Genomic DNA, 19,614 nt, shown 5'->3' with positions numbered 1-19,614 from the left:
CGAAGAGCCGAGAGTCTAATTCCGGTCTTCCGGCAGCGTCGGCAACGGCGAAACCTCGATGCCCTCGTCGATCAGCGACTTTGCTTCTTCCGGCGAGGCCTCGCCGTAGATCGGACGATGCTCCTTGTCGCCGTAATGCATCGCGCGGGCTTCATTGGCGAAGCGCTCGCCGACATTGTCGGCGTTCTTCACGATGTGATCGCGCAGCTCCTTCAGCTTGGTGCGCAGCTCTTTCTCCTGTGCCATCAGCAGCGAGGTCGGACCTGACGGTGCGGCCTCGGGCGTGGTCGCAGCCGCGGGCTCCGGCGGCGGCTCCGCGCGCCCGCGGCCCTTCTTGCCGACGATGCGCGGCGCCATGATCGCCTTCTCGACCTTGGCCGAGCCGCAGATCGGACAGGTCACGAGCTTGCGCTTGACCTGAGAATCATACGCCGACGAGCTCTGGAACCAACTTTCGAAGTCGTGGTCCCGGTCGCAGCGTAGCGCATAGCGGATCATGCCGATCCCCGTACGAGGTGCAGATGATCCGGCCCCGCCTTGGGGTCGGACACGCCGAAGCGGCGGCCGTGCTGGAGCGAGGGGATCGCGCGGCGCGCGGTCTCGACCTTGGCCGGATCGATTTGGGCCATGATGATGCCGGGCTCGACGTCGCCCTCGGCGAGGATCTCGCCCCAGGGGTCGATGATCAGCGAATGGCCATAGGTCTCGCGCTTGTTCTCATGCAAGCCTGCCTGCGCGGCGGCGAAGATGAAGCAGCCGGTCTCGATCGCGCGCGCGCGCAGCAGCACGTGCCAATGCGCTTCCCCGGTCTTGCGGGTGAAGGCCGAGGGCACGGTGATGAAATACGCGCCGCTCTCGGCGAGCGCGCGATAGAGCGCGGGGAAGCGCACGTCGTAGCAGATCGTTAAGCCCACCCGCCCCCAGGGCAGATCGGAGATCACGGCGGTCTCACCCGGCTGGTAATTGGCGGATTCGCGATAGCTCTCGCCGTCCGGCAGCTCGATGTCGAACATGTGGATCTTGTCGTATCTCGCGAGCACATTGCCCTCGGGCCCGATCAGGAAGGAGCGGTTGACCGCCTTCTCCGGCGAAAAGCGCAGCGCCAGCGACCCGACATGGATATGGATCTTCAGCTCTGCCGCCAGCGCGCGGTAGGCCTTCAGCGAGGTGTCGTCCTCCTCGCTCTGGAGATGCTCGAACAGCGCCTTGCGGTTCAGCTGCATCATGTTGCTGACTTCGGGCGTCTGCACGTAATCGGCGCCATTCGCCGCCGCCTGCCTGATCAGTCTGGTGGCCTGCGCGAGACTGGGCTCGGGCATCAAGCCGGTGCGCATCTGCACCATCGCGGCGGTGAAGGTCCGATTCTCGCTCATGACACTGCCTTCACGCTTTCGAGCATGCCGTCGAGCTTGCCCTCGCGATCGAGGGCGTAGAGGTCGTCGCAGCCGCCGACATGAGTTCCGCCGATCCAGATCTGCGGGAAGGTCGAGCCCTCGCCGGCGCGGTCGTACATCTCGGCCCGCCAGGAAGGGTTCCTGGCGACGTCGAATTCCGTGAAAGCCGCCTTCTTGCGGGTCAGCAGCGACCTGGCAGCGGAACAATAGCCGCAGCCCGGCCTGGTGTAGATCTCGACAGCAGCAGTCATCTCGTCTGGCGCTCTCTTGTCATGAATTCATTGAATTATATGGGACTTTACCTGACCTCCACAACCCGGGCGAACACCAGCACGTCCACCTGGGCCGCCTTGGCGCGTAGCAGGGCCCGCGCGCAGGCATCCAGCGTCGCGCCGGAGGTCAGGACGTCGTCGATCAGGACAATGCGGCGGCCCTGGACTTCTGCCTGACGGTCCGGGGATACCTGGAACGCGCCCTGCACATTGGTGGCGCGCTGGGCTCGCGACAGGCCGATCTGCTGCTCGGTGGCCCGCACCCGGCGCAGCACCTCAGCCCTCGTCTTGACCCCGCTCTGTCGCTCGATGGTCTGCGCCAGCGCCCCGGACTGGTTGTAGCGGCGCCGCCAGGCCCGCCGCCAATGCAGGGGAACGGGCACCAGCATGTCGGCGCCGGCCAGCAGCTCGCCGCCCGCGCGCGCCATCCAGCGGCCCATGGCGGGCGCCAGGTCGGTCCGGTCTTGGTATTTCAGCGCATGCACCAGCGTGCGCGCGACGTCGTCATAGCGCACTGCCGCGCGGGCCCGCTGGTAGGCCGGCGGGCTCGCGATCGCCTCCATCGACAGCATGTCGGGGCCGGGATCATAGACAAAGGGAATGCCGAGCCGCGGGCAGTAGGGCCGCTCGATGAACGACAGCCGCGCCCAGCACGAAGCGCAAACGCCCTCGCCATCGACCGGCTCGCGGCAGGACACGCACAGCGTCGGCAGCGCAATGTCGAGCGCGAGCCGTGCGGCGCGCGACAGAATGTGACGGCCGGCCGTCCACGCGGCACGCAGCGGTGCGGCGATGGAGCGGGTGGGGGCGGCGTCGGCTTCCATGGGAGGAGGCTAGCGTTGCAACCTGGATTGCTCAAGTCATGGTCTGGTGCCCCGGACGCAGTGCGCCGCGTAGCGGTGCGCTGCAGAGCCGGGGCCCATCCGTCCGCATCGTGCGGTGTGGCTTCTGGGTCCCGCTCTGCGGAGCGTCACTGCGTGCCGCACCGCGTCCGGGACACGAGAGTGATTGCAATAGTCAGCATGATCGGCGTAACCAGCGGCATGGCTCAACACCCCCCAACTCCGCCTGCTTTGTTCGATCGCGCCTTGCTGAACGCGCGGCAGCGGCGCGCGCAGATGCAAGGTGCCGTGAGCTTCCTGCTCGATCGTGTTGCGGAAGACATGGCGGAGCGGCTCGCGGCGGTGATGCGCGAGTTTCACACGCCGGCCGATCTCTGGACGCCCGGTGAAGGTCTCGCGGTGCTGCGCACGCGCCTGCCCGCTATCGAGCGGATCGCGCTCGATGTGTCGGGTGCGGAGAAACTGCCCTTCGCACCCGAAAGCCTCGACCTTGTCGTCTCCGCGCTGGCGCTGCAATTCGTCAACGACCTGCCGGGCGTGCTCGCGCAGGTTCGGCGCGCGCTGAAACCGGATGGGCTGCTGCTGGCCGCGATGATCGGCGGCGACAGCCTGACTGAGTTGCGCCAGGCTTTTGCCGCGGCGGAGGCCGAATGCGAGGGCGGCGTGTCGCCGCGCGTGGCGCCCTTCGCGGATTTGCGGGACATCGGCGCGCTGTTGCAGCGGGCGGGCTTCGCGCTGCCCGTGACCGATGTCGATCGCGTCGTGGTGCGTTACGCCAATGCGTTCGCGCTGATGCAGGATCTCCGACGCATGGGCGCCGCCAACGTGCTGATCGAGCGACGGCGCACGCCGTCGCGGCGCGCCACGTTGTTGCGGATGGCGGAGATCTACACTGAGCGCTTTGCCGATGCCGACGGCCGCATCCGCGCCACGTTCGACATCATCTGGCTCTCCGGCTGGGCGCCGCATGCGAGCCAGCAGCAGCCGCTCAAGCCCGGCTCGGCCAAGGCGAGCCTGGCCGAGGCAGTGAAGAAGGCGGGAGAGACGTAAGCTCTCTCCTCCGTCATGGCCGGGCTCGACCCGGCCATCCACGTCTTTCAGGCTCGGAGGAAGATCGTGGATGCCCGGGACAAGCCCGGGCATGACGCTGAGAGTGTGGCGAGTACTTCGGCCTCACATTAACAAATCAATCAAATGCGGGATCAGCGGAATATCCGCGGGCGGCATCGGGTAGTCGCGCAGTCTGTTGACGCGGACCCAGGCCAGAGCCTGGCCTTCACGCGGCGCCACCTGTCCTTCCCAGCGCCGGCAGATATAGAGCGGCATCAACAGGTGGAAGCTCTCATAGCCGTAGCTCGCGAAGGTCAGCGGCGCGAGGCACGGCTCGGCGACAGTGATGCCGAGCTCCTCGTGCAGCTCGCGGATCAGGCTCTGCTCCGGCCGCTCGCCGGGCTCACATTTGCCGCCGGGAAATTCCCACATGCCGGCCAGCGCCTTGCCCTCGGGGCGCTGCGCGATCAGGACGCGGTTGTCGGCATCGACCAGCGCGCAGGCCACCACCAGTGTCAGTTTGAGATCGGCCATGCCCAGAATGTTGCTCGCTGAGGTCGTTCGCAAGGATTCGTTAATCCCGCTGAGGGGCCACGTTTCTATGGCTCCCATAAGTCATATTTAATCAACGGTTCCTAGAGTGGAAACATATTTAAACCATTCCGGACCCGAGCCATGCGCGCGGCGCTTTCCATCATGATCCGCCGGTTCGTCCGCGACCGGCGCGGCAATATCGCGGTGATTTTCGCGCTCGCCTGCGTCCCCCTGATCACGGTGGTCGGCTGCGCGGTCGATTACTCCCGCGCGACGCAGATGCGGTCGAAGCTTCAGGCCGCGGCCGACGCGGCCAGTGTCGGCGCGGTCGCCAAGGCTTCGCCGGCCTTTGCGGCGGCGGGCACGATGACCTCGGACGGTGCGATCCCGGTCGGCGTCACCGACGCAAGTAACATCTTCAATGCCAACGTCGCCAACCTGACCGGCTATACGCTCGACAGCCTCACGTCGACCGTGGTCAAGAACGGCTCGACGGTCACCTCGACCGTTGCTTTCAGCGGCAGCATCAACACCATGTTCCTTGGCGTGATCGGCAAGACCGCGCTGACGGCGAGCGGCACGTCGACGGCGACGGCGAGCATGCCGCTCTATGTCGATTTCTACCTCCTGCTGGACAATTCGCCCTCGATGGGCGTGGCGGCGACGCCGGCCGACGTCAGCAAGATGGTCAACAATACCTCCGACAAATGCGCCTTCGCCTGCCACGACTACAACGACGCCAACAATTACTACAATCTCGCCAAGACGCTCGGCGTGACGACGCGGATCGACGTACTGCGTAGCGCGACCCAGTCGCTGATGGACACCGCCGCGGCCAGCGAGACCTATTCGAACCAGTTTCGCATGGCGATCTACGATTTCGGTGCCTCGTCGAAGACGATCGGCCTGCGCGCGCTGTTCTCGCTGTCGGCGAGCTTGTCGAGTGCCAAGACGGCGGCAGGCGGCATCGACCTGATGGGCGTCTACGGCAACAACGATTCCTACACCGCCGACAAGGACACGCAATTCAGCACGGTCTTTCCGGCGATCAACTCCGCGATCACCGCGCCGGGTGCCGGCACGTCGTCGGCGCCGATGAAATATCTGTTCTTCGTCTCCGATGGCGTCGCCGACGAATACAACACCGGTTGCTCCAAGCCGTTGGTGAGTGGCGGCCGCTGCCAGTCGCCGATCGACGCCTCGCTCTGCACCACCATCAAGAACCGCGGCATCAAGATCGCGGTGCTCTACACGACCTATCTGCAGCTGCCGACCAACTCCTGGTACATGACCTACATCGACCCTTTCAATAAGGGCCCCTTCGGTCCGTCGCCGAACAGCCAGATCGCGCAGAACATGCAGAGCTGCGCCTCGCCGGGGCTGTATTTCGAGGTGAGCCCGACGCAAGGCATCTCGGACGCGATGAACGCGCTATTCCGGAAGGCGGTCGCGGACGCGCGGATTTCGGGGTGATGTGGTTCACCTCTCCCCGTAAGAACGGGGAGAGGGAGAAACCTCACGACCTGTAATCGCCGTTGATCGCGACATATTCCTTGGTGAGGTCGCAGGTCATCACGCGGTCGCGGCCCTTGCCGAGGCCGAGCGAGACCTTGATCGCGATTTCCGGCGCCTTCATCGCCTCCGACACCTTTGTCTCGTCATAGTCAGGATCGCGCGCGCCGCTCTTGGCGACGCGGATGCCATTGAAGGAGATCGAGAGCTTGTCGCGATCGGCGGGCTCGCCGGCCTTGCCGACCGCCATCACGACGCGGCCCCAATTGGCGTCCTCGCCGGCGATCGCGGTCTTGACCAGCGGCGAGTTCGCGATCGACATCGCGATCTTGCGTGCCGAGGCCTTGGTCTTGGCGCCCTCGACCGTGATCTCGACCAGCTTGCGCGCGCCTTCGCCGTCGCGCGCCACCTGCTCGGCGAGGTTGGCAAGCACCTGGTTGAACGCCTTGACGAACGCCTTCAGGCGCGGATCGCTGGCGCGGCTGATTTTGGGTGCGCCGTGCTCGGCGGCAGCGCCGGTGGCGAAGGCCAGCAATGTGTCCGAGGTCGAGGTATCGCCATCGATCGTCACGGCGTTGAAGGTGTCCTCGACGCCGCTCTTGAGCAGCGCTTGCAAGGCCGCGGGCGCGATCGGCGCGTCGGTGAAGATGAAGGACAGCATCGTCGCCATGTCGGGGGCGATCATGCCGGCGCCCTTGGCCATCCCGTTGATGGTGACCTTGGCCTTGCCGAGCTTGACGGTCGCGGTCGCGACCTTCGGGAAGGTATCGGTGGTCATGATCGCCTTGGCAGCAGTGAGGTAGTCGCCGGGCTCGGCGGCCTCCGCGAGGCGGCCCAGCACGCCGTCGAACTTGGTCGCGTCCAGCGGCTCGCCGATCACGCCGGTCGAGGCCAGGAAGATTTCGCCCTCGCTGCACCCGACCGCCTTGGCCGCGATCTTGGCGGTCAGCGCGGTGGAGGCGCGGCCGGTCTTGCCGGTGAAGGCATTGGCGTTGCCGGAATTGACCACCAGCGCGCGTGCCTTGCCGCCCTTCAGCTTGGCGCGGCACCATTCCACGGGGGCGGAGGGGCACTTCGATTTGGTGAAGACGCCGGCCACCGCGGTGCCCTTGTCCATCACTGCCAGCAGCACGTCGGTTCGGTTCTTGTAGCGGATGCCGGCCTCGGCCGTCGCCAGGCGGACGCCTGCGATCACGGGCATGTCGGGAACGGTTTTGGGGGCGAGCGGGGAGACGGTTGAGGACATCGCGGGGCGCCTATGGACAAATGGAAGCCGTCATGGCCGGGCTTGTCCCGGCCATCCACGTCCTTCAGCACATTTTGATGAGGGTCTTAAGACGTGGATGCCCGGGACGAGCCCGGGCATGACGTCAAACTAATGAAGTTCGAGAGCGAAGTCGATTTACTTCTTAGCAGGCGGCGCCATCTTGCTGTCGGACGGCTTCGCATCGGGCTTGGCGTCCTTGGACGCGTCTGCCGCCGGCTGGTCCAGCCGCTCGACCTTGGCCTCCGCGCGCAGCTTGGCCACATACTCGGCCTGGGCCTTGCGGGTGACGTAGCTCTCGATCTGGGTCTTGACCTGCTCGAAGTCCGGCGCCTTGCGGTTGCGCTTTTCCTCGACCTTGATGACGTGCCAGCCGAACTGCGACTTCACGGGGTCGGAGATCTTGCCGGGCTCCATCGCGAAGGCGACTGTCGAGAATTCCGGCACCATCTGCTCCTTGGTGAAGAAGCCGAGGTCGCCGCCGTCGGCCGAGCCCGGATCCTTGGACTTCTTCTTGGCCAGTTCGGCGAAATCGGCGCCCTTGTCGAGTTCGGCCTTCACTGCCTTGGCTTCGTCCTCGGTCTCGACCAGGATGTGGCGCGCGCGCACCTCCTGCTCGCCGGTGATCTGCTTGGAGGCCTCCTCATAGACCTTCTTCATGGCGTCAGGGGTGGTGGCAGCCTTGCCCTCGCCCGCGAGCAGGCTGTCCATCAGAAGCCGGTTGCGGGCGAATGCCAGGCGCTTCTTGAACTCCTCGCTGTCGGCAACCTTCTTGTCTTCGGCAGCCTTGCTGACGATTTTCATGTCGATCAGGAACGACAGGACGTTCTCGTCCTTGGTCGCCGGGTCCATCTGGGCGAGGCTGGGCCCGAGTTCCTCCTCCGCCATGGCGACGTCGCTCTTCTTGATTTCCGCGCCATTGACCTTCGCCAGCACCGGATCGTCGGCGGCCCGGAGCGGGCCCGCGAACGCCAGGGACAGCGCCAGAGCGAGGCTGCCAGCCAGGGCGGACGCACGGCGGAAACGCTGGCCGGTGGTTACCGGGAACGAGGTGGTCATGGAAAATCCTTATGTTGAAGCAGGGGGCTGCTCGAGCGGGGCGGACACTCGCCCAATTCAGGGGGCCTTGGCAACGCGAAAAGTCTGTCAAAATGATGAATTAGCCGCAATGCGCCCGCCGTTGACAAGGCCCTGACCGGGCCATATCTCTGCCCGGTCGCGACCATGGCGATGGCGTTTATTTTGCTGCGTTTTTGGCCGTTGAACCCAGACTTGTCCAACTCCCACCCATATGGCGGACGCCCCCCGCAGTCCGGGCCAACGGCGCCGTCAGGCGTCACGGTGAGTTGATGGGCAGGTGGGTGACAACTTCTTGGCTGCAACGCGGTTGAATCGCGAACACAGGAACTAGGCATGATCGGCGCGCTCGCCCGCAAGTTTTTCGGCTCCGCCAACGACCGGCGGGTGAAGGGATATCAGTCCCGCGTCAACGCGATCAACGCGCTGGAGGGAGAGGTTTCCAAACTCTCCGACGAGGCGCTCAAGGCCCGCACCGCCGAGTTCAAGAAGCAGCTCGCCGAGGGCAAGACGCTCGACGACCTGCTTATCCCCGCCTTCGCAACCGTGCGCGAGGCCGCCAAGCGCACGCTCGGCCAGCGCCATTTCGACGTCCAGCTGATCGGCGGCATGGTGCTGCATGAGGGCGACATCGCCGAGATGAAGACCGGCGAAGGCAAGACGCTGGTCGCGACGCTGGCGGTCTATCTCAACGCGCTCGCCGGCAAGGGCGTCCACGTCGTCACCGTCAACGACTATCTCGCCCGCCGCGACTCCGGCTGGATGGGCGAGATCTACGGCTTCCTCGGCATGACCACCGGCGTGATCGTGCACGGTCTCGACGATGCCGAGCGCAAGGCCGCCTATGCCTGCGACATCACCTACGGCACCAACAACGAATACGGCTTCGACTATCTGCGCGACAATATGAAGTACCGGCTTGAGGACATGGTCCAGCGGCCGCACTTCTTCGCCATCGTCGACGAGGTCGACTCCATCCTGATCGACGAAGCGCGCACGCCGCTGATCATCTCCGGCCCGCTCGACGACCGTTCCGACTTCTACAACACTATCGACGGCTTCCTGCCCAAGCTCGACAAGACCGACTACGACGTCGACGAGAAGCAGCGCACGGTGACGCTGACCGAAGCCGGCATGGAGAAGATCGAGACCCTGCTGCGCGATGCCGGCCAGCTCAAGGGCGAGTCGCTCTACGACGTCGAGAACGTCTCCGTCGTGCACCACATCAACCAGGCGCTGCGCGCTCACACGCTGTTCACGCGCGACAAGGACTACATCGTCCGCGACGACGAGGTCGTCATCATCGACGAGTTCACCGGACGCATGATGCAGGGCCGCCGCTATTCCGAAGGTCTGCACCAGGCGCTGGAAGCCAAGGAGCACGTGCAGGTTCAGCCGGAGAACCAGACTCTGGCCTCGATCACCTTCCAGAACTATTTCCGGATGTATGAAAAGCTCGCCGGCATGACCGGCACGGCGTTGACCGAAGCCGACGAACTCTTCGACATCTACAAGCTCGAGGTCGTGGAAATCCCGACCAACGTGCCGATCGGCCGCCTCGACGAGGACGACGAGGTTTATCGCACCCACAAGGAAAAATACTCGGCCATCCTCGCCGAGATCGAGCGGGCCAATTCGCGGCTCCAGCCGGTGCTGGTCGGCACGGCGTCGATCGAGAAGTCGGAAGTGTTGGCAGAGTTTCTGAAGCAGAACGGCTACAAGCAGATCGATTTCGGCAAGGAGAACGCGCTCGACAAGCTTTACGCTGCCGCCCGCGCCGGCAAGCCGGCAAAACTGTTTGCGGTGCTGAATGCGCGCTTCCACGAGCAGGAAGCCTATATCGTCGCGGAAGCCGGCGTGCCCGGCGCGATCACGATCGCGACCAACATGGCCGGCCGCGGTACCGACATCAAGCTCGGCGGCTCGCTCGAGATGCGTATCCCGAAGGAGACCGCGGGTATCGAAGACGAGGCCGAGAAGGCCAGGAAGATCGAGCAGATCAAGGCCGACGTCGAGCGCTTCCGCGACATCGTGCTGAAGGCGGAAGAGATCGTCGAGATCGAGCCGGCGAAGGGCAGCAAGCCCGCCAAGACCGTGACGAAGCCCGGCGGCCTCTACATCATGGGCTCCGAGCGCCACGAATCCCGCCGCATCGACAACCAGCTGCGCGGCCGGTCCGGCCGTCAGGGCGACCCCGGCCGCTCGAAATTCTTCCTGTCGCTGGAAGACGATCTGATGCGCATCTTCGGCTCGGATCGCCTCGACAGCATGCTGCAGCGTCTCGGCCTGCAAGAGGGCGAGGCCATCATCCACCCCTGGATCAACAAGGCGCTGGAGAAGGCGCAGCAGAAGGTCGAGGCGCGCAACTTCGACATCCGCAAGAACCTGCTCAAGTTCGACAACGTCCAGAACGACCAGCGCAAGGTGATCTTCGACCAGCGCGTCGACCTGATGAAGGACGAGAGCGTCGCCGAGACCGTCACCGACATGCGCCACGCCTTCATCGACGACCTCGTCGCCAAGCACGTGCCCGAGCATGCCTATGCCGAGCAGTGGGACGTTGCGGGCCTGAAGGACGAACTGAAGCGCGTGCTCGATCTCGACCTGCCGGTGGACGATTGGGCCAAGGAAGAAGGCATCGCCGACGAGGAGCTGCTCACGCGCATCGAGACCAGGGCCGACGAGCACATGGCGGCCAAGGTGGCGCAATGGGGTCCCGACGTGATGCGTTACGTCGAGAAGACCATTTTGCTCCAGACGCTCGACCATCTCTGGCGCGAGCATCTGATCATGCTCGACCATCTGCGCCAGGTCATCGGCCTGCGCGGCTACGGCCAGCGCGATCCGCTCCAGGAGTACAAGACCGAAGCCTTCAATCTCTTCCAGGAGATGAGCGCGCATCTGCGCGAGGCCGTCACGGCGCAGCTGATGCGCGTCGAGATCGTCCCGCCGGAGCAGGAAGCCCCTGTCCTGCCGCCGATGGAGGCGCACAAGTTCGACCCGAACACCGGCGAGGACGAAGTGGCGCTCGCCCACGTCACGCTCGGCGCTCAGGCCTCCGACGCCGCGCTGCGCGATCCCAAGAACCCCACCAGCTGGGGCAAGGTCGGCCGCAACGAGGACTGCCCGTGCGGCTCAGGCAAGAAGTACAAGCACTGCCACGGGCGGTACGCGTAATTAGCTGCGCGGGCGTGAGGCGCAACACAGGCGCCTCATTCTCCAATGTCGTCGCCCGGCTCGGCCGGGCGACCCAGTACGCCGCGGTCCCTCGGCTCAATTACGTCCGCCTCTAGAATACTGGATCGCCCGATCGAGTCGGGCGAGGACAGCGAGTATGTGGTGTGTGCTCGTAGCCCGGATGCACGGCGCGACACGCGCGCTCAATTCGAGCTGTCGATCAGGCTCTCCAACAGCCGCTTGAGCTCGCTGGTCGACTTGTCGCCGTAGCTCTCCAGGATGTGCTCCTCCTGGTCCACCGCGAGCGAATTGAGCTTCCTGCTCAGCACCTTGCCGCGGTCGGAGATGAACATCAGGACCTTGCGGCGATCGTTGGGGTCCTGCACGCGGTAGACCAGCGTGTCCGAGACCATGCGGTCGATCATCTTGGTCAGCGTCGGATGGTTGAGCAGCACCGCGTCCGCAAGCTCGCCCATCGAATGGCCGTTGCCATCCGACAGCACCTTCAGGATGCGCCATTGCTCGACCGGCACGCCCTCCTTGCTCAACCGCAGTTCGAGCTGCCGGTTGATTTCCCGGTTGGCTTGCGCGAGCAGGTAGGCGAGATGTTCGGTGATCGGGGTGTTTTCTTTCGACGGTTTTGCCACGGCTAAGACTTCGTCTTGACCCAAATGAGTGAATGTCTTGCAATCAATGCTGCATCTATATGCACTTCAATTGTTGAATATTCAATATTTTCAAAATAGGATCATTGCCCAACAAAAGGGCGGAAGCCGCGGCCGCCTGCTCAATGTGCTTTCAGGTCTGGTGTCAGACAGGAGTTGGCGTGCGCGCGACGGTGAACTTCCCGGCTCACGGCGGCCCGGCGTTGCCGCCGTCCTTGCTGTTCAGGAATCTGTCGCCCGCGGCGGCGCATGGTGCGTTGTCGCCGAGCGATCACGCCTCCTTCAGGCGGCGGGGTGCCAACAAGCTGCGTGTCGGCGGCTTCATCTGCTGCACCGGATCGCCTGGCGTCTGGGGTCCCTGTGCCACTAACAGCGCACGGCTCGCCGTTGCCGAGATCAACAAGCGCGGTGGTATCCTCGGCCGCGAGATCGAGCTGTCCATCTACGACGCCGGCGGGCCGCTGGATGAGGTCCTGAACCGCGCCGAGCAGGCGATCGCGTTTGACGAGGTCGATCTCATCGTGGGCCTGCACACCAGTGCGGTCCGCGTCGGCCTGCGCGACGTCACCACGCGTCATCGGATCCCCTATATCTATACGCCGGTCTACGAAGGCGGCGAGCGGACGCCTGGCGTGATGGCGATCGGGGAGACGCCGCGCTGGCAGAGCCGGCCGGCGATCCACTGGCTCGCCGACGTCAAGAAGGCCAAGCGCTGGTATCTGATCGGCAGCGACTACGTCTGGCCCTGGCAGTCGCACCGCGCGGTGAAGAGCTACATCAAGGAAACCGGCGGCCACGTCGTCGGCGAGGAGTTTGTTCCCCTCGGCGAGGACAATCACGAGCCGCACTTGGCGCGCATTTGTGCCGCGAGGCCCGACGTCGTGCTGATCTCCCTGATCGGAACCGACAGCAGCGCCTTCAATCGCGCCTTCGGCGAGTGTGGCCTGGGCGGCACCACGCTGCGGCTTGCCGGCGCCATGGATGATACCGTGCTGCTCGGCATCGGCGCGGACAACAGCGAGAACATGTTCTGTGCCTCGGGCTATTTCACCGGCACGGGCGCGCGCGCGAATGACGACTTCCAGAGCCGCTATCACGCGATGTTCGGACCGAATGCGCCGCCAATCGGCTCGGTCGGACAATCCAGCTACGAAGGCCTGCGCTTTCTCGAGGCGGTCGCGAACAAGGCCGGTTCGTTGGCGCTGGCACCGATGCTCGCGGCCGGCCGCAACATCGTCTACAGCGGCGCCCGCGGCCCCGTCACCGTCCGCAACGGGCACGCGCGGATGCCGATGCATCTCGCCGCGGCCGATGGCCTCGACTTCAAGCTGATCAAGCCGCTCTGACCTCGGCGCGGCTATCCGCTCGCACCTCATTGCAAAATAATACTTGAAAAGGAAAATATTTCCGTTTTGAATGTTCGGGCGAGGCCGGTGGTGCGTGCGTCGCGCCGGGGCGGCCGCGTCCAAAGGACCGTTCCAAGGGATCGCTTCAAGGGATCGTTTCAAGAAACTTCAGGAGAGCGCCGTGACTGTTGTCCTTCCCACGCCAACCCAACTTCGCAGCGTCGCCGAGCAGTGCGGTCTTTCGCTGACCGACGACGATGTCGCTTCGTTCCGCGGCCTGATGCAGGGCTCGATCGAGGCCTACAATCTCGTTGCCGCAATGCCGGACGAGGTGCCGGAGGTGAAATATCCGCGCACGCCGGGCTATCGGCCCTCGGCCGAGGAGAACCCGCGCAATGCCTGGTATCGCAAGTCGACCGTGAAAGGCGCTGCCAGCGGCAAGCTCAAGGGTAAGACTGTCGCGCTGAAAGACAACATCATGCTGGCCGGCGTGCCCATGACCAACGGCTCGTCGACGCTGGAAGGCTATGTGCCCGATTTCGACGCCACCATCGTCACGCGCATGCTGGACGCCGGTGCCGAGATCAAAGGCAAGGTGCATTGCGAGCACTTCTGCCTGTCCGGCGGCAGCCACACCGGCTCCTACGGGCCCGTGCACAATCCGCACAAGATGGGTTACTCGGCCGGCGGCTCGTCGTCGGGCTCCGGCGTCGTGGTCGCGCTCGGCGAGGTCGACATGGCGATCGGCGGCGATCAGGGCGGCTCGATCCGCATGCCGTCCTCGTTCTGCGGCATCTACGGCATGAAGCCGACCTGGGGCCTGGTACCCTATACCGGGATCATGCCGATCGAGATCTATGTCGACCATACCGGCCCGATGACTGCGACGGTCGCCGACAACGCGCTGCTGCTCGAAGTGCTCGCCGGCGACGACGGTTACGATCCGCGCATCAAGTCGCCAAAGGTCGAGGAGTACACCAAGGCGCTCGGCCAGGGCGTCAAGGGCATGAAGATCGGCATCGTCAAGGAAGGTTTTGAGCAGCCGACCGCGGAGGCCGCGGTGAATGAAAGCGTGCGCGAGGCCGCAAAGCGCTTCAGGGATCTCGGCGCCACCGTCGAGACCGTCTCGATCCCGATGCACCTTCTGGGCGGCGCAATCTGGACCCCGATCGGCACTGAAGGCCTGACCCAGACCATGATGTTCGGCGACGGCTACGGCCTCAGCCGCGGCGATCTTTATTCGACCTCGCTGATGGATTTCCATCGCGGCTGGCGCCGGCAAGCCGACTCGCTGTCCGAGACCACGAAATTGTTCATGATGCTCGGCACCTACATCAACAACAATTTCGGTCCGCGCTTCTACGGCAAGGCGCTCAACATCTCGCGACGGCTGACCGCAGCCTACGACAAGGCGTTCAGCGATTACGATCTGCTGCTGATGCCGACCACGCCGATGAAGTCGACAAAGCTGCCGGAGCCCAATGCCAGCCGCGAGGATTACGTTGCCCGCGCGCTCGAGATGATCTCCAACACCGCGCCGTTCGACATCACCCATCATCCCGCGATGTCGCTGCCCTGCGGCATGGTCGACGGCCTGCCCGTCGGCCTGATGCTGGTCGGCCGCATGTTCGAGGAATCCACCATCTACCGCGCCGCCCATGCCTTCGAGCAGATCGGCGACTGGAAGAAGATGTGAAAGAGGCATTGATACGGACGGGCGGAACAGCATCGAATGGCTAACGCGTTCGTCGCGGCGTTCGAGATCCTGAGCTTCGGCGCGATCATCGTCCTGATCGTGCTGGGGCTCGGGATCATCGCGAGCATGATGGGCATCTTCAACTTCGCGCAAGGCGAGTTCGTCCTGCTCGGGGCCTACGTCACCTATCTCGCCTATGCCAAGGGACTGCCGATCTGGGCCGGTATGGTCGCAGCGCCTTTCGTGGTCGGCGCGCTCGGCTTCGTGCTGGAGGCGCTGATCATCCGGAGATTCTACGCCGCGCCGATCGTCGCCATGCTCGGCACCTATGCGCTGGGTCTGATCATCCGCGAATCCGTGCGGGGCCTGATCGGCGGCTTCTATCTCACGGTGCCCGAGCCGATCGGCGGCTCGATCGACATCGGCGCCATGCACATCTCGGCCTGGCGCTTCACCATCATCGTGATCACGCTCCTGGTGATGGCTGGCTGCTATTTGCTGCTGTCGCGCACCAGCTTCGGCCTGCGCGTGAGGGCCACGCTGGAGAATCCGTCGCTGGCGCGCGCCTCGGGCATCTCCACGCCGCTGATCTACGGCGCCACCTTTGCCTTTGGCGCCGCGCTTGCCGGCCTCGCCGGCGCGCTGATCGTGCCGGTGTTCAGCCTGTTCGCCGATCTCGGCCTGCGTTTCCTGATCCAGGGCTTTGTCGCAGTCATGGTCGGCGGCGTCGGCTCCTTCATCGGCCCGGTTGCCGGCGCCGGCGTCATCGGCACGCTCAGCGCGGCGCTGCCCTGGGTGATGGCACCCGTGGTCGCCGACGTGCTCGTCTTCGTCCTTGCCATTGTCTTCATCAAATTCCGCCCGCAGGGCCTCATCGCTGGAAAAGGGGTTTAGTCACATGTTCGATCGCACTCAGCTCTCACGCCGCCGCTTTCTGTCCAATTTCGCCTTTGCCTCCGGTGCGGTCGCAACCGGGGTCGGGAGCTGGGTGATCCCGGCCCCCTGGGCCAATGCGGCCGAAGCGCCGATCAAGGTCGGTATCGCCACCGACCTCACCGGCCCGATCGCCTATGCCGGCAACGCCGATGCCAATGTCGCCAAGATGGTGATCAAGGAGATCAACGCCGCCGGCGGCCTGCTCGGCCGTCCGCTCGAGCTCTATATCGAAGACACCGCCTCCAACGAATCCGTCGCGGTCGGCAACGTGCGAAAACTGATCCAGCGCGACAAGGTCGACATGGTGCTCGGCGGCATCACCTCGTCCATGCGCAACGCGATCAAGGACCCGATCGTGGCGCGCGGCAAGACGCTCTACATCTATCCGCAGCTCTACGAGGGCAAGGAGTGCACGCCCTATCTGTTCTGCACCGGGCCGACACCGGCGCAGCAATGCGACGAGTTCATTCCCTGGCTGATCAAGAACGGTGGCAAGAAGTTCGCGCTGCCGAGCGCCAACTATGTCTGGCCGCACACGCTCAACGTCTATGCCCGCAAGGTGATCGAGGCCAACGGCGGCGAGGTCGTGTTCGAGGAATACTATCCGCTCGACCAGGTCGACTTCTCCGCGACCGTCAACCGCATCGTCTCCAACAAGGTCGACGTCGTCTTCAACACCGTCATTCCGCCGGGCGTCGGTCCGTTCTTCAAGCAGCTCTATGAAGCCGGCTTCCTCAAGAACGGCGGGCGTCTCGCCTGCGTCTATTACGACGAGAACACGCTCAACATCAATCAGGCCGCGGAAATCGAGGGACTTGCGAGCTGTCTCGATTATTTCAAGGTGCTGACCAAGGAGAGCCCGTTCGACGCCAAGATCCAGGCCGCTTACGAGAAAGATTTTCCGGGCAACTTCCTGTTCGCCGCCGGCAGCGCCGCCACCGGCACCTATCGCGGCCTGAAGCTGTGGGAAGCCGCGGTGAAGGAAGCCGGCAAGATCGACCGGGAGTCGGTCGCAGCAAGCCTCGACCATGCCAAGATCGCCGAAGGTCCTGGCGGACCGGCCGAGATGGTGCCGGGCAAGCGGCACTGCAAGATGAAAATGTACACCGCGGTCGCCAAGGGCGGCAATTACGAGATCGTCGCGCGCAGCGCCGGTCTGGTTGACCCCAAGGAATGCTAAAGGCGGAATGCTGAGGTGGAATGCTGAAGCCGATGAGTGTGGTAAGACAGGCCATCGTTGCCGACGCCAGCGACGAAATGGACGGTGCGATGGCTGAAGGCGCAGCGGCGGGGCAAGCCAAGGACCGCGTCAAGGCGGGACGAAGAGTCCTGCCGATCGTGGAGGGCGTCGTGCTGGTCGCGGCGCTGCTCGCGCCGCTGGTGCTGCAGGATTATCTCACGGTGTTCGCAACGCGCGTGATCATCCTGGCGCTGTTCGCGCTGTCGTTCGACCTGGTCTGGGGCTATGCCGGCATCATGAGCTTCGGCCAGGCCCTGTTCTTCGGCTCGGCCGGCTATGGCGTGGCGCTGCTCGCGCGCGACCTCGACATCACCAACATCCTCCTGGTGCTGCCGGCGGGCACCATCATCGGCCTCACCTTCGCGCTGCTGCTGGGCGGCTTCCTGCTGCTGGGCCGGCATCCCTCCAGCGTGATTTTCGTTTCGCTTGGCACGCTGACGGGGTCCTACGCCGCCGACCGCCTGGCGCGCGGCTGGTATTATCTCGGCGGCCAGAACGGCATCCCCTCGATCGCGCCGATGACGCTCGGCGGTTACGAGTTCACGGAAGGCCCGTCCTTTTACTATCTCGTGCTCGGCATTCTCGTCGTGGTCTATCTGCTCTGCCGCTTCCTGGTGCGTTCGCAATTCGGCCTCGCGCTCGCCGGCCTGCGCGAGAACGAGCAGCGCATCGCTTTTTTCGGCTACAAGGCGCAGCACCTGAAAGCGATCATCTTCACTATCGGCGGCGGCGTCGCCGGGCTTGCCGGCAGCCTCTATGCCTTTCACGAAGGTTTCGTCTGGCCCAACATGGTCGGCGTCGTGGTCTCGACGCAGGTGGTGCTCTACGTTCTGTTCGGCGGCTCCGGCACGCTGATCGGCGCCGTCATTGGTGCCGTTATCGTCGAAGGTGTCAGCTTCTGGCTGTCGGACAATTATCGCGACATCTGGCCGATCATTCTGGGCTTGCTGCTGCTGCTGGTGATCCTGTTCCGGCCGCTCGGCCTGATCAGCTTTGTCCTCGGCGAGCGTGAGCGGGTCGGGAGCTTTGGCGCCGCCGCTAGGGAGAAGCGCAATGCCGCTCCTTGAAGCCGCCGGCATCAAGAAGATATTCGGCAAGCTCACCGCGCTCGACGGCGCCGCACTCACCGTCGGCGAAAACGAGTTCCACGGCCTGATCGGCCCGAACGGCTCCGGCAAGAGCACGCTGATGAAGTGCATCGCCGGCGCCGAAGTGCCGACGCAGGGAAAAGTTTCCTTCGTCAACACCGACATCACCGCGTTCACGCCGACCGAGCGGGCGCGGGCCGGCATGAGCCTGAAATTCCAGATCACGTCCGTGCTGCCGTCGCTGACGCTCTACGACAACATCCTGCTCGCGCTGCAGGCCCAGTCTTCGCTGTTCGATCTCGTGTTTTCGCGCACGCGGGGCGCGCTGCACGACCAGGTCATGACCATGCTGAGGCAATTTCGCCTGGCCGACCGCGCCTTCGATGCGGCGGCCGCGCTGTCGCACGGCCAGCAGCAATGGCTGGAGATCGCGATGGCGCTGGCGGGCAAGCCGAAATTGCTGCTGCTGGACGAGCCGACCGGCGGCATGAGCCTGGAGGAGCGCCGCGTCACCGGCGAGTTGCTCCAGCCGATCAAGCAGCACTGCTCGTTGGTTATCGTCGAGCACGACCTCGATTTCATTCGCGACATCTGCGACCGCCTCACCGTGCTCGACCAGGGCCGGGTGCTGGCGTCAGGCACCGTGTCCGAGATCCAGGCCAACCCATCCGTCCAGGAGATCTATCTGCGCCGTGCCTGAATTTTTGGACATCAAGCATCTCGACGCCGGCTATGGCAGAAGCCAGGTCCTGTTCGACGTCAACCTCGGCATTCCCTGGCGCGGCGGCGTCGCCGTGCTCGGGCGCAACGGCGCCGGCAAGACCACGCTGATGAAGACCATCGTCGGCGAGCTGCCGGCGTGGAAGGGCGAGGTCGCCTTCGACGGCCGCGACATCAGCCGCCGCGCCACCCAGGAGCGCGTCCGCGCCGGCATCGGCTACGTGCCGCAGGAGCATTCGGTGTTCGCGCGCCTGTCGGTGCGCGACAATCTGGCCGTCGGCTCGCTGGCGAGCAAGGATGCTTCCGCGGTCGACCGCGTGCTGACCATCTTCCCGAAGCTCGGCCAGCGCCTCGACCAGCCCGCCGGCACGCTGTCGGGCGGCGAGCGCAAGATGCTCGCGATCGGCCGCGCCATGCTGGGCGATCCAAAACTGTTGCTGCTGGACGAGCCGACCGAAGGGGTCTGGATCGGCGTCATCGAGGAGATCACCGAACGCCTGATCGAGCTCGCCCAGACAATCGCCGTCATCATCGTCGAGCAGCACCTCGACCTCGCGCTCCGCGTTGCCGACTACGCCTATGTGCTCGACCGCGGGCGGGTCGCGCTGCAAGGCGGGGCCGGGGAGGTGAGGGGCAATCCGGAGCTGATGCGCTATCTGGCGCCGTAAGACGGGCTAAGCTCTGCGAGCGTCCTGCCAGTCCCGTCATCCTGAGAGCTTGTGACCCTATGAGTTGCGGGCGCGCTATTTGGCTCGGTGGGACGATAGCAATCGGGCGGTAGGCCTCAAGGTTGGTGGGATT

18 protein-coding genes are annotated in these 19,614 nt (G+C 64.7%); 10 read left to right on the top strand and 8 right to left on the bottom strand.

Annotated features, from left to right (window positions below; all coding sequences use genetic code 11):
• Positions 1 to 15 precede the first annotated feature (15 nt).
• From IVA81_RS26705 to IVA81_RS26690, 4 genes are read right to left on the bottom strand one after another with little or no spacing between them, the layout of a single operon-like run.
• Entirely contained in the window at positions 16 to 498 is a 483-nt protein-coding gene (locus IVA81_RS26705; protein WP_247323485.1) for a DUF1178 family protein, read from the bottom strand.
• Entirely contained in the window at positions 495 to 1,373 is an 879-nt protein-coding gene (locus tag IVA81_RS26700; protein ID WP_247323484.1) for a carbon-nitrogen hydrolase family protein, read from the bottom strand. The genes IVA81_RS26705 and IVA81_RS26700 overlap by 4 nt, the downstream gene beginning before the upstream one ends.
• Positions 1,370 to 1,645, bottom strand: a complete 276-nt coding sequence (gene grxC / locus IVA81_RS26695; RefSeq protein ID WP_247323483.1) for a glutaredoxin 3 — start codon at positions 1,643 to 1,645, stop codon at positions 1,370 to 1,372. Before grxC ends, IVA81_RS26700 begins: the two co-directional genes overlap by 4 nt.
• Before the next feature lie 47 nt (positions 1,646 to 1,692).
• Positions 1,693 to 2,490, bottom strand: a complete 798-nt coding sequence (locus IVA81_RS26690) for a ComF family protein (protein WP_247323482.1) — start codon at positions 2,488 to 2,490, stop codon at positions 1,693 to 1,695.
• Positions 2,491 to 2,688: 198 nt separating this feature from the next.
• Here IVA81_RS26690 and IVA81_RS26685 point away from each other — a divergent pair, with 198 nt between their 5' ends.
• Positions 2,689 to 3,558: a methyltransferase domain-containing protein gene (locus tag IVA81_RS26685; RefSeq protein ID WP_247323615.1), complete on the top strand. Its 870-nt coding sequence runs from the start codon at positions 2,689 to 2,691 to the stop codon at positions 3,556 to 3,558.
• Between the two features lie 123 nt (positions 3,559 to 3,681).
• Here IVA81_RS26685 and IVA81_RS26680 read toward each other — a convergent pair whose 3' ends face one another.
• A complete protein-coding gene (locus IVA81_RS26680; RefSeq protein ID WP_247323480.1) occupies positions 3,682 to 4,092 on the bottom strand; it encodes a (deoxy)nucleoside triphosphate pyrophosphohydrolase in 411 nt (136 codons plus the stop codon).
• A 141-nt stretch (positions 4,093 to 4,233) separates the two neighbouring features.
• Here IVA81_RS26680 and IVA81_RS26675 point away from each other — a divergent pair, with 141 nt between their 5' ends.
• Positions 4,234 to 5,565 (top strand): TadE/TadG family type IV pilus assembly protein, encoded by a 1,332-nt coding sequence (locus IVA81_RS26675; RefSeq protein WP_247323478.1) that lies wholly within the window; start codon positions 4,234 to 4,236, stop codon positions 5,563 to 5,565.
• Between the two features lie 43 nt (positions 5,566 to 5,608).
• Here IVA81_RS26675 and argJ read toward each other — a convergent pair whose 3' ends face one another.
• Together argJ and IVA81_RS26665 are read right to left on the bottom strand one after the other, a co-directional pair.
• Complete coding sequence (gene argJ, locus IVA81_RS26670; protein ID WP_247323475.1) at positions 5,609 to 6,850, bottom strand: bifunctional glutamate N-acetyltransferase/amino-acid acetyltransferase ArgJ; 1,242 nt, start codon at positions 6,848 to 6,850, stop codon at positions 5,609 to 5,611.
• Positions 6,851 to 7,006: 156 nt separating this feature from the next.
• Complete coding sequence (locus IVA81_RS26665; protein WP_247323474.1) at positions 7,007 to 7,927, bottom strand: peptidylprolyl isomerase; 921 nt, start codon at positions 7,925 to 7,927, stop codon at positions 7,007 to 7,009.
• Positions 7,928 to 8,281: 354 nt separating this feature from the next.
• Here IVA81_RS26665 and secA point away from each other — a divergent pair, with 354 nt between their 5' ends.
• On the top strand, positions 8,282 to 11,122 hold the full coding sequence (gene secA, locus IVA81_RS26660; protein WP_247323472.1) for a preprotein translocase subunit SecA: 2,841 nt from the start codon (positions 8,282 to 8,284) through the stop codon (positions 11,120 to 11,122).
• 203 nt (positions 11,123 to 11,325) lie between these two features.
• On the opposite strand, the gene IVA81_RS26655 is transcribed toward secA, so the two are convergent.
• The gene (locus IVA81_RS26655; RefSeq protein WP_247323471.1) at positions 11,326 to 11,769 is read right to left on the bottom strand and encodes a MarR family transcriptional regulator; all 444 of its coding nucleotides are present in this window, start codon (positions 11,767 to 11,769) and stop codon (positions 11,326 to 11,328) included.
• Positions 11,770 to 11,948: 179 nt separating this feature from the next.
• On the opposite strand from IVA81_RS26655, the gene IVA81_RS26650 reads away from it, so the two are divergent.
• The 7 genes from IVA81_RS26650 (at position 11,949) to IVA81_RS26620 (ending at position 19,481) form a co-directional block, all read left to right on the top strand.
• The gene (locus IVA81_RS26650; protein ID WP_247323470.1) at positions 11,949 to 13,133 is read left to right on the top strand and encodes a substrate-binding domain-containing protein; all 1,185 of its coding nucleotides are present in this window, start codon (positions 11,949 to 11,951) and stop codon (positions 13,131 to 13,133) included.
• Positions 13,134 to 13,314: 181 nt separating this feature from the next.
• Positions 13,315 to 14,829 carry an amidase gene (locus IVA81_RS26645; protein ID WP_247323469.1) on the top strand — a complete coding sequence of 505 codons (1,515 nt, stop codon included), beginning with the start codon at positions 13,315 to 13,317 and terminating at the stop codon, positions 14,827 to 14,829.
• 36 nt (positions 14,830 to 14,865) lie between these two features.
• Positions 14,866 to 15,723 (top strand): branched-chain amino acid ABC transporter permease, encoded by an 858-nt coding sequence (locus tag IVA81_RS26640; protein WP_247323468.1) that lies wholly within the window; start codon positions 14,866 to 14,868, stop codon positions 15,721 to 15,723.
• 4 nt (positions 15,724 to 15,727) lie between these two features.
• Positions 15,728 to 16,945: a substrate-binding protein gene (locus tag IVA81_RS26635; RefSeq protein WP_247323467.1), complete on the top strand. Its 1,218-nt coding sequence runs from the start codon at positions 15,728 to 15,730 to the stop codon at positions 16,943 to 16,945.
• A gap of 20 nt (positions 16,946 to 16,965) precedes the next feature.
• Positions 16,966 to 18,072: a branched-chain amino acid ABC transporter permease gene (locus IVA81_RS26630; protein WP_247323466.1), complete on the top strand. Its 1,107-nt coding sequence runs from the start codon at positions 16,966 to 16,968 to the stop codon at positions 18,070 to 18,072.
• Entirely contained in the window at positions 18,059 to 18,793 is a 735-nt protein-coding gene (locus IVA81_RS26625; RefSeq protein ID WP_247323465.1) for an ABC transporter ATP-binding protein, read from the top strand. The genes IVA81_RS26630 and IVA81_RS26625 overlap by 14 nt, the downstream gene beginning before the upstream one ends.
• Complete coding sequence (locus IVA81_RS26620) at positions 18,786 to 19,481, top strand: ABC transporter ATP-binding protein (protein ID WP_247323464.1); 696 nt, start codon at positions 18,786 to 18,788, stop codon at positions 19,479 to 19,481. The genes IVA81_RS26625 and IVA81_RS26620 overlap by 8 nt, the downstream gene beginning before the upstream one ends.
• The last annotated feature ends 133 nt before the right edge of the window (positions 19,482 to 19,614 follow it).

The sequence above is a fragment of the Bradyrhizobium sp. 141 genome (assembly GCF_023074055.1).
Taxonomy (GTDB): domain Bacteria; phylum Pseudomonadota; class Alphaproteobacteria; order Rhizobiales; family Xanthobacteraceae; genus Bradyrhizobium.
Note: the sequence above shows the minus strand (reverse complement) of the source record. Positions and strands in the feature narration are given on the sequence as shown.

Bases quoted from the DNA above. Each gene is read 5' to 3' on its own strand.
- IVA81_RS26705 (WP_247323485.1), bottom strand. From the start codon at position 498: ATGATCCGCTATGCGCTACGCTGCGACCGGGACCACGACTTCGAAAGT.
- IVA81_RS26700 (WP_247323484.1), bottom strand. From the start codon at position 1,373: ATGAGCGAGAATCGGACCTTCACCGCCGCGATGGTGCAGATGCGCACC.
- grxC (WP_247323483.1), bottom strand. From the start codon at position 1,645: ATGACTGCTGCTGTCGAGATCTACACCAGGCCGGGCTGCGGCTATTGT.
- IVA81_RS26690 (WP_247323482.1), bottom strand. From the start codon at position 2,490: ATGGAAGCCGACGCCGCCCCCACCCGCTCCATCGCCGCACCGCTGCGT.
- IVA81_RS26685 (WP_247323615.1), top strand. From the start codon at position 2,689: ATGATCGGCGTAACCAGCGGCATGGCTCAACACCCCCCAACTCCGCCT.
- IVA81_RS26680 (WP_247323480.1), bottom strand. From the start codon at position 4,092: ATGGCCGATCTCAAACTGACACTGGTGGTGGCCTGCGCGCTGGTCGAT.
- IVA81_RS26675 (WP_247323478.1), top strand. From the start codon at position 4,234: ATGCGCGCGGCGCTTTCCATCATGATCCGCCGGTTCGTCCGCGACCGG.
- argJ (WP_247323475.1), bottom strand. From the start codon at position 6,850: ATGTCCTCAACCGTCTCCCCGCTCGCCCCCAAAACCGTTCCCGACATG.
- IVA81_RS26665 (WP_247323474.1), bottom strand. From the start codon at position 7,927: ATGACCACCTCGTTCCCGGTAACCACCGGCCAGCGTTTCCGCCGTGCG.
- secA (WP_247323472.1), top strand. From the start codon at position 8,282: ATGATCGGCGCGCTCGCCCGCAAGTTTTTCGGCTCCGCCAACGACCGG.
- IVA81_RS26640 (WP_247323468.1), top strand. From the start codon at position 14,866: ATGGCTAACGCGTTCGTCGCGGCGTTCGAGATCCTGAGCTTCGGCGCG.
- IVA81_RS26635 (WP_247323467.1), top strand. From the start codon at position 15,728: ATGTTCGATCGCACTCAGCTCTCACGCCGCCGCTTTCTGTCCAATTTC.
- IVA81_RS26630 (WP_247323466.1), top strand. From the start codon at position 16,966: ATGCTGAAGCCGATGAGTGTGGTAAGACAGGCCATCGTTGCCGACGCC.
- IVA81_RS26625 (WP_247323465.1), top strand. From the start codon at position 18,059: ATGCCGCTCCTTGAAGCCGCCGGCATCAAGAAGATATTCGGCAAGCTC.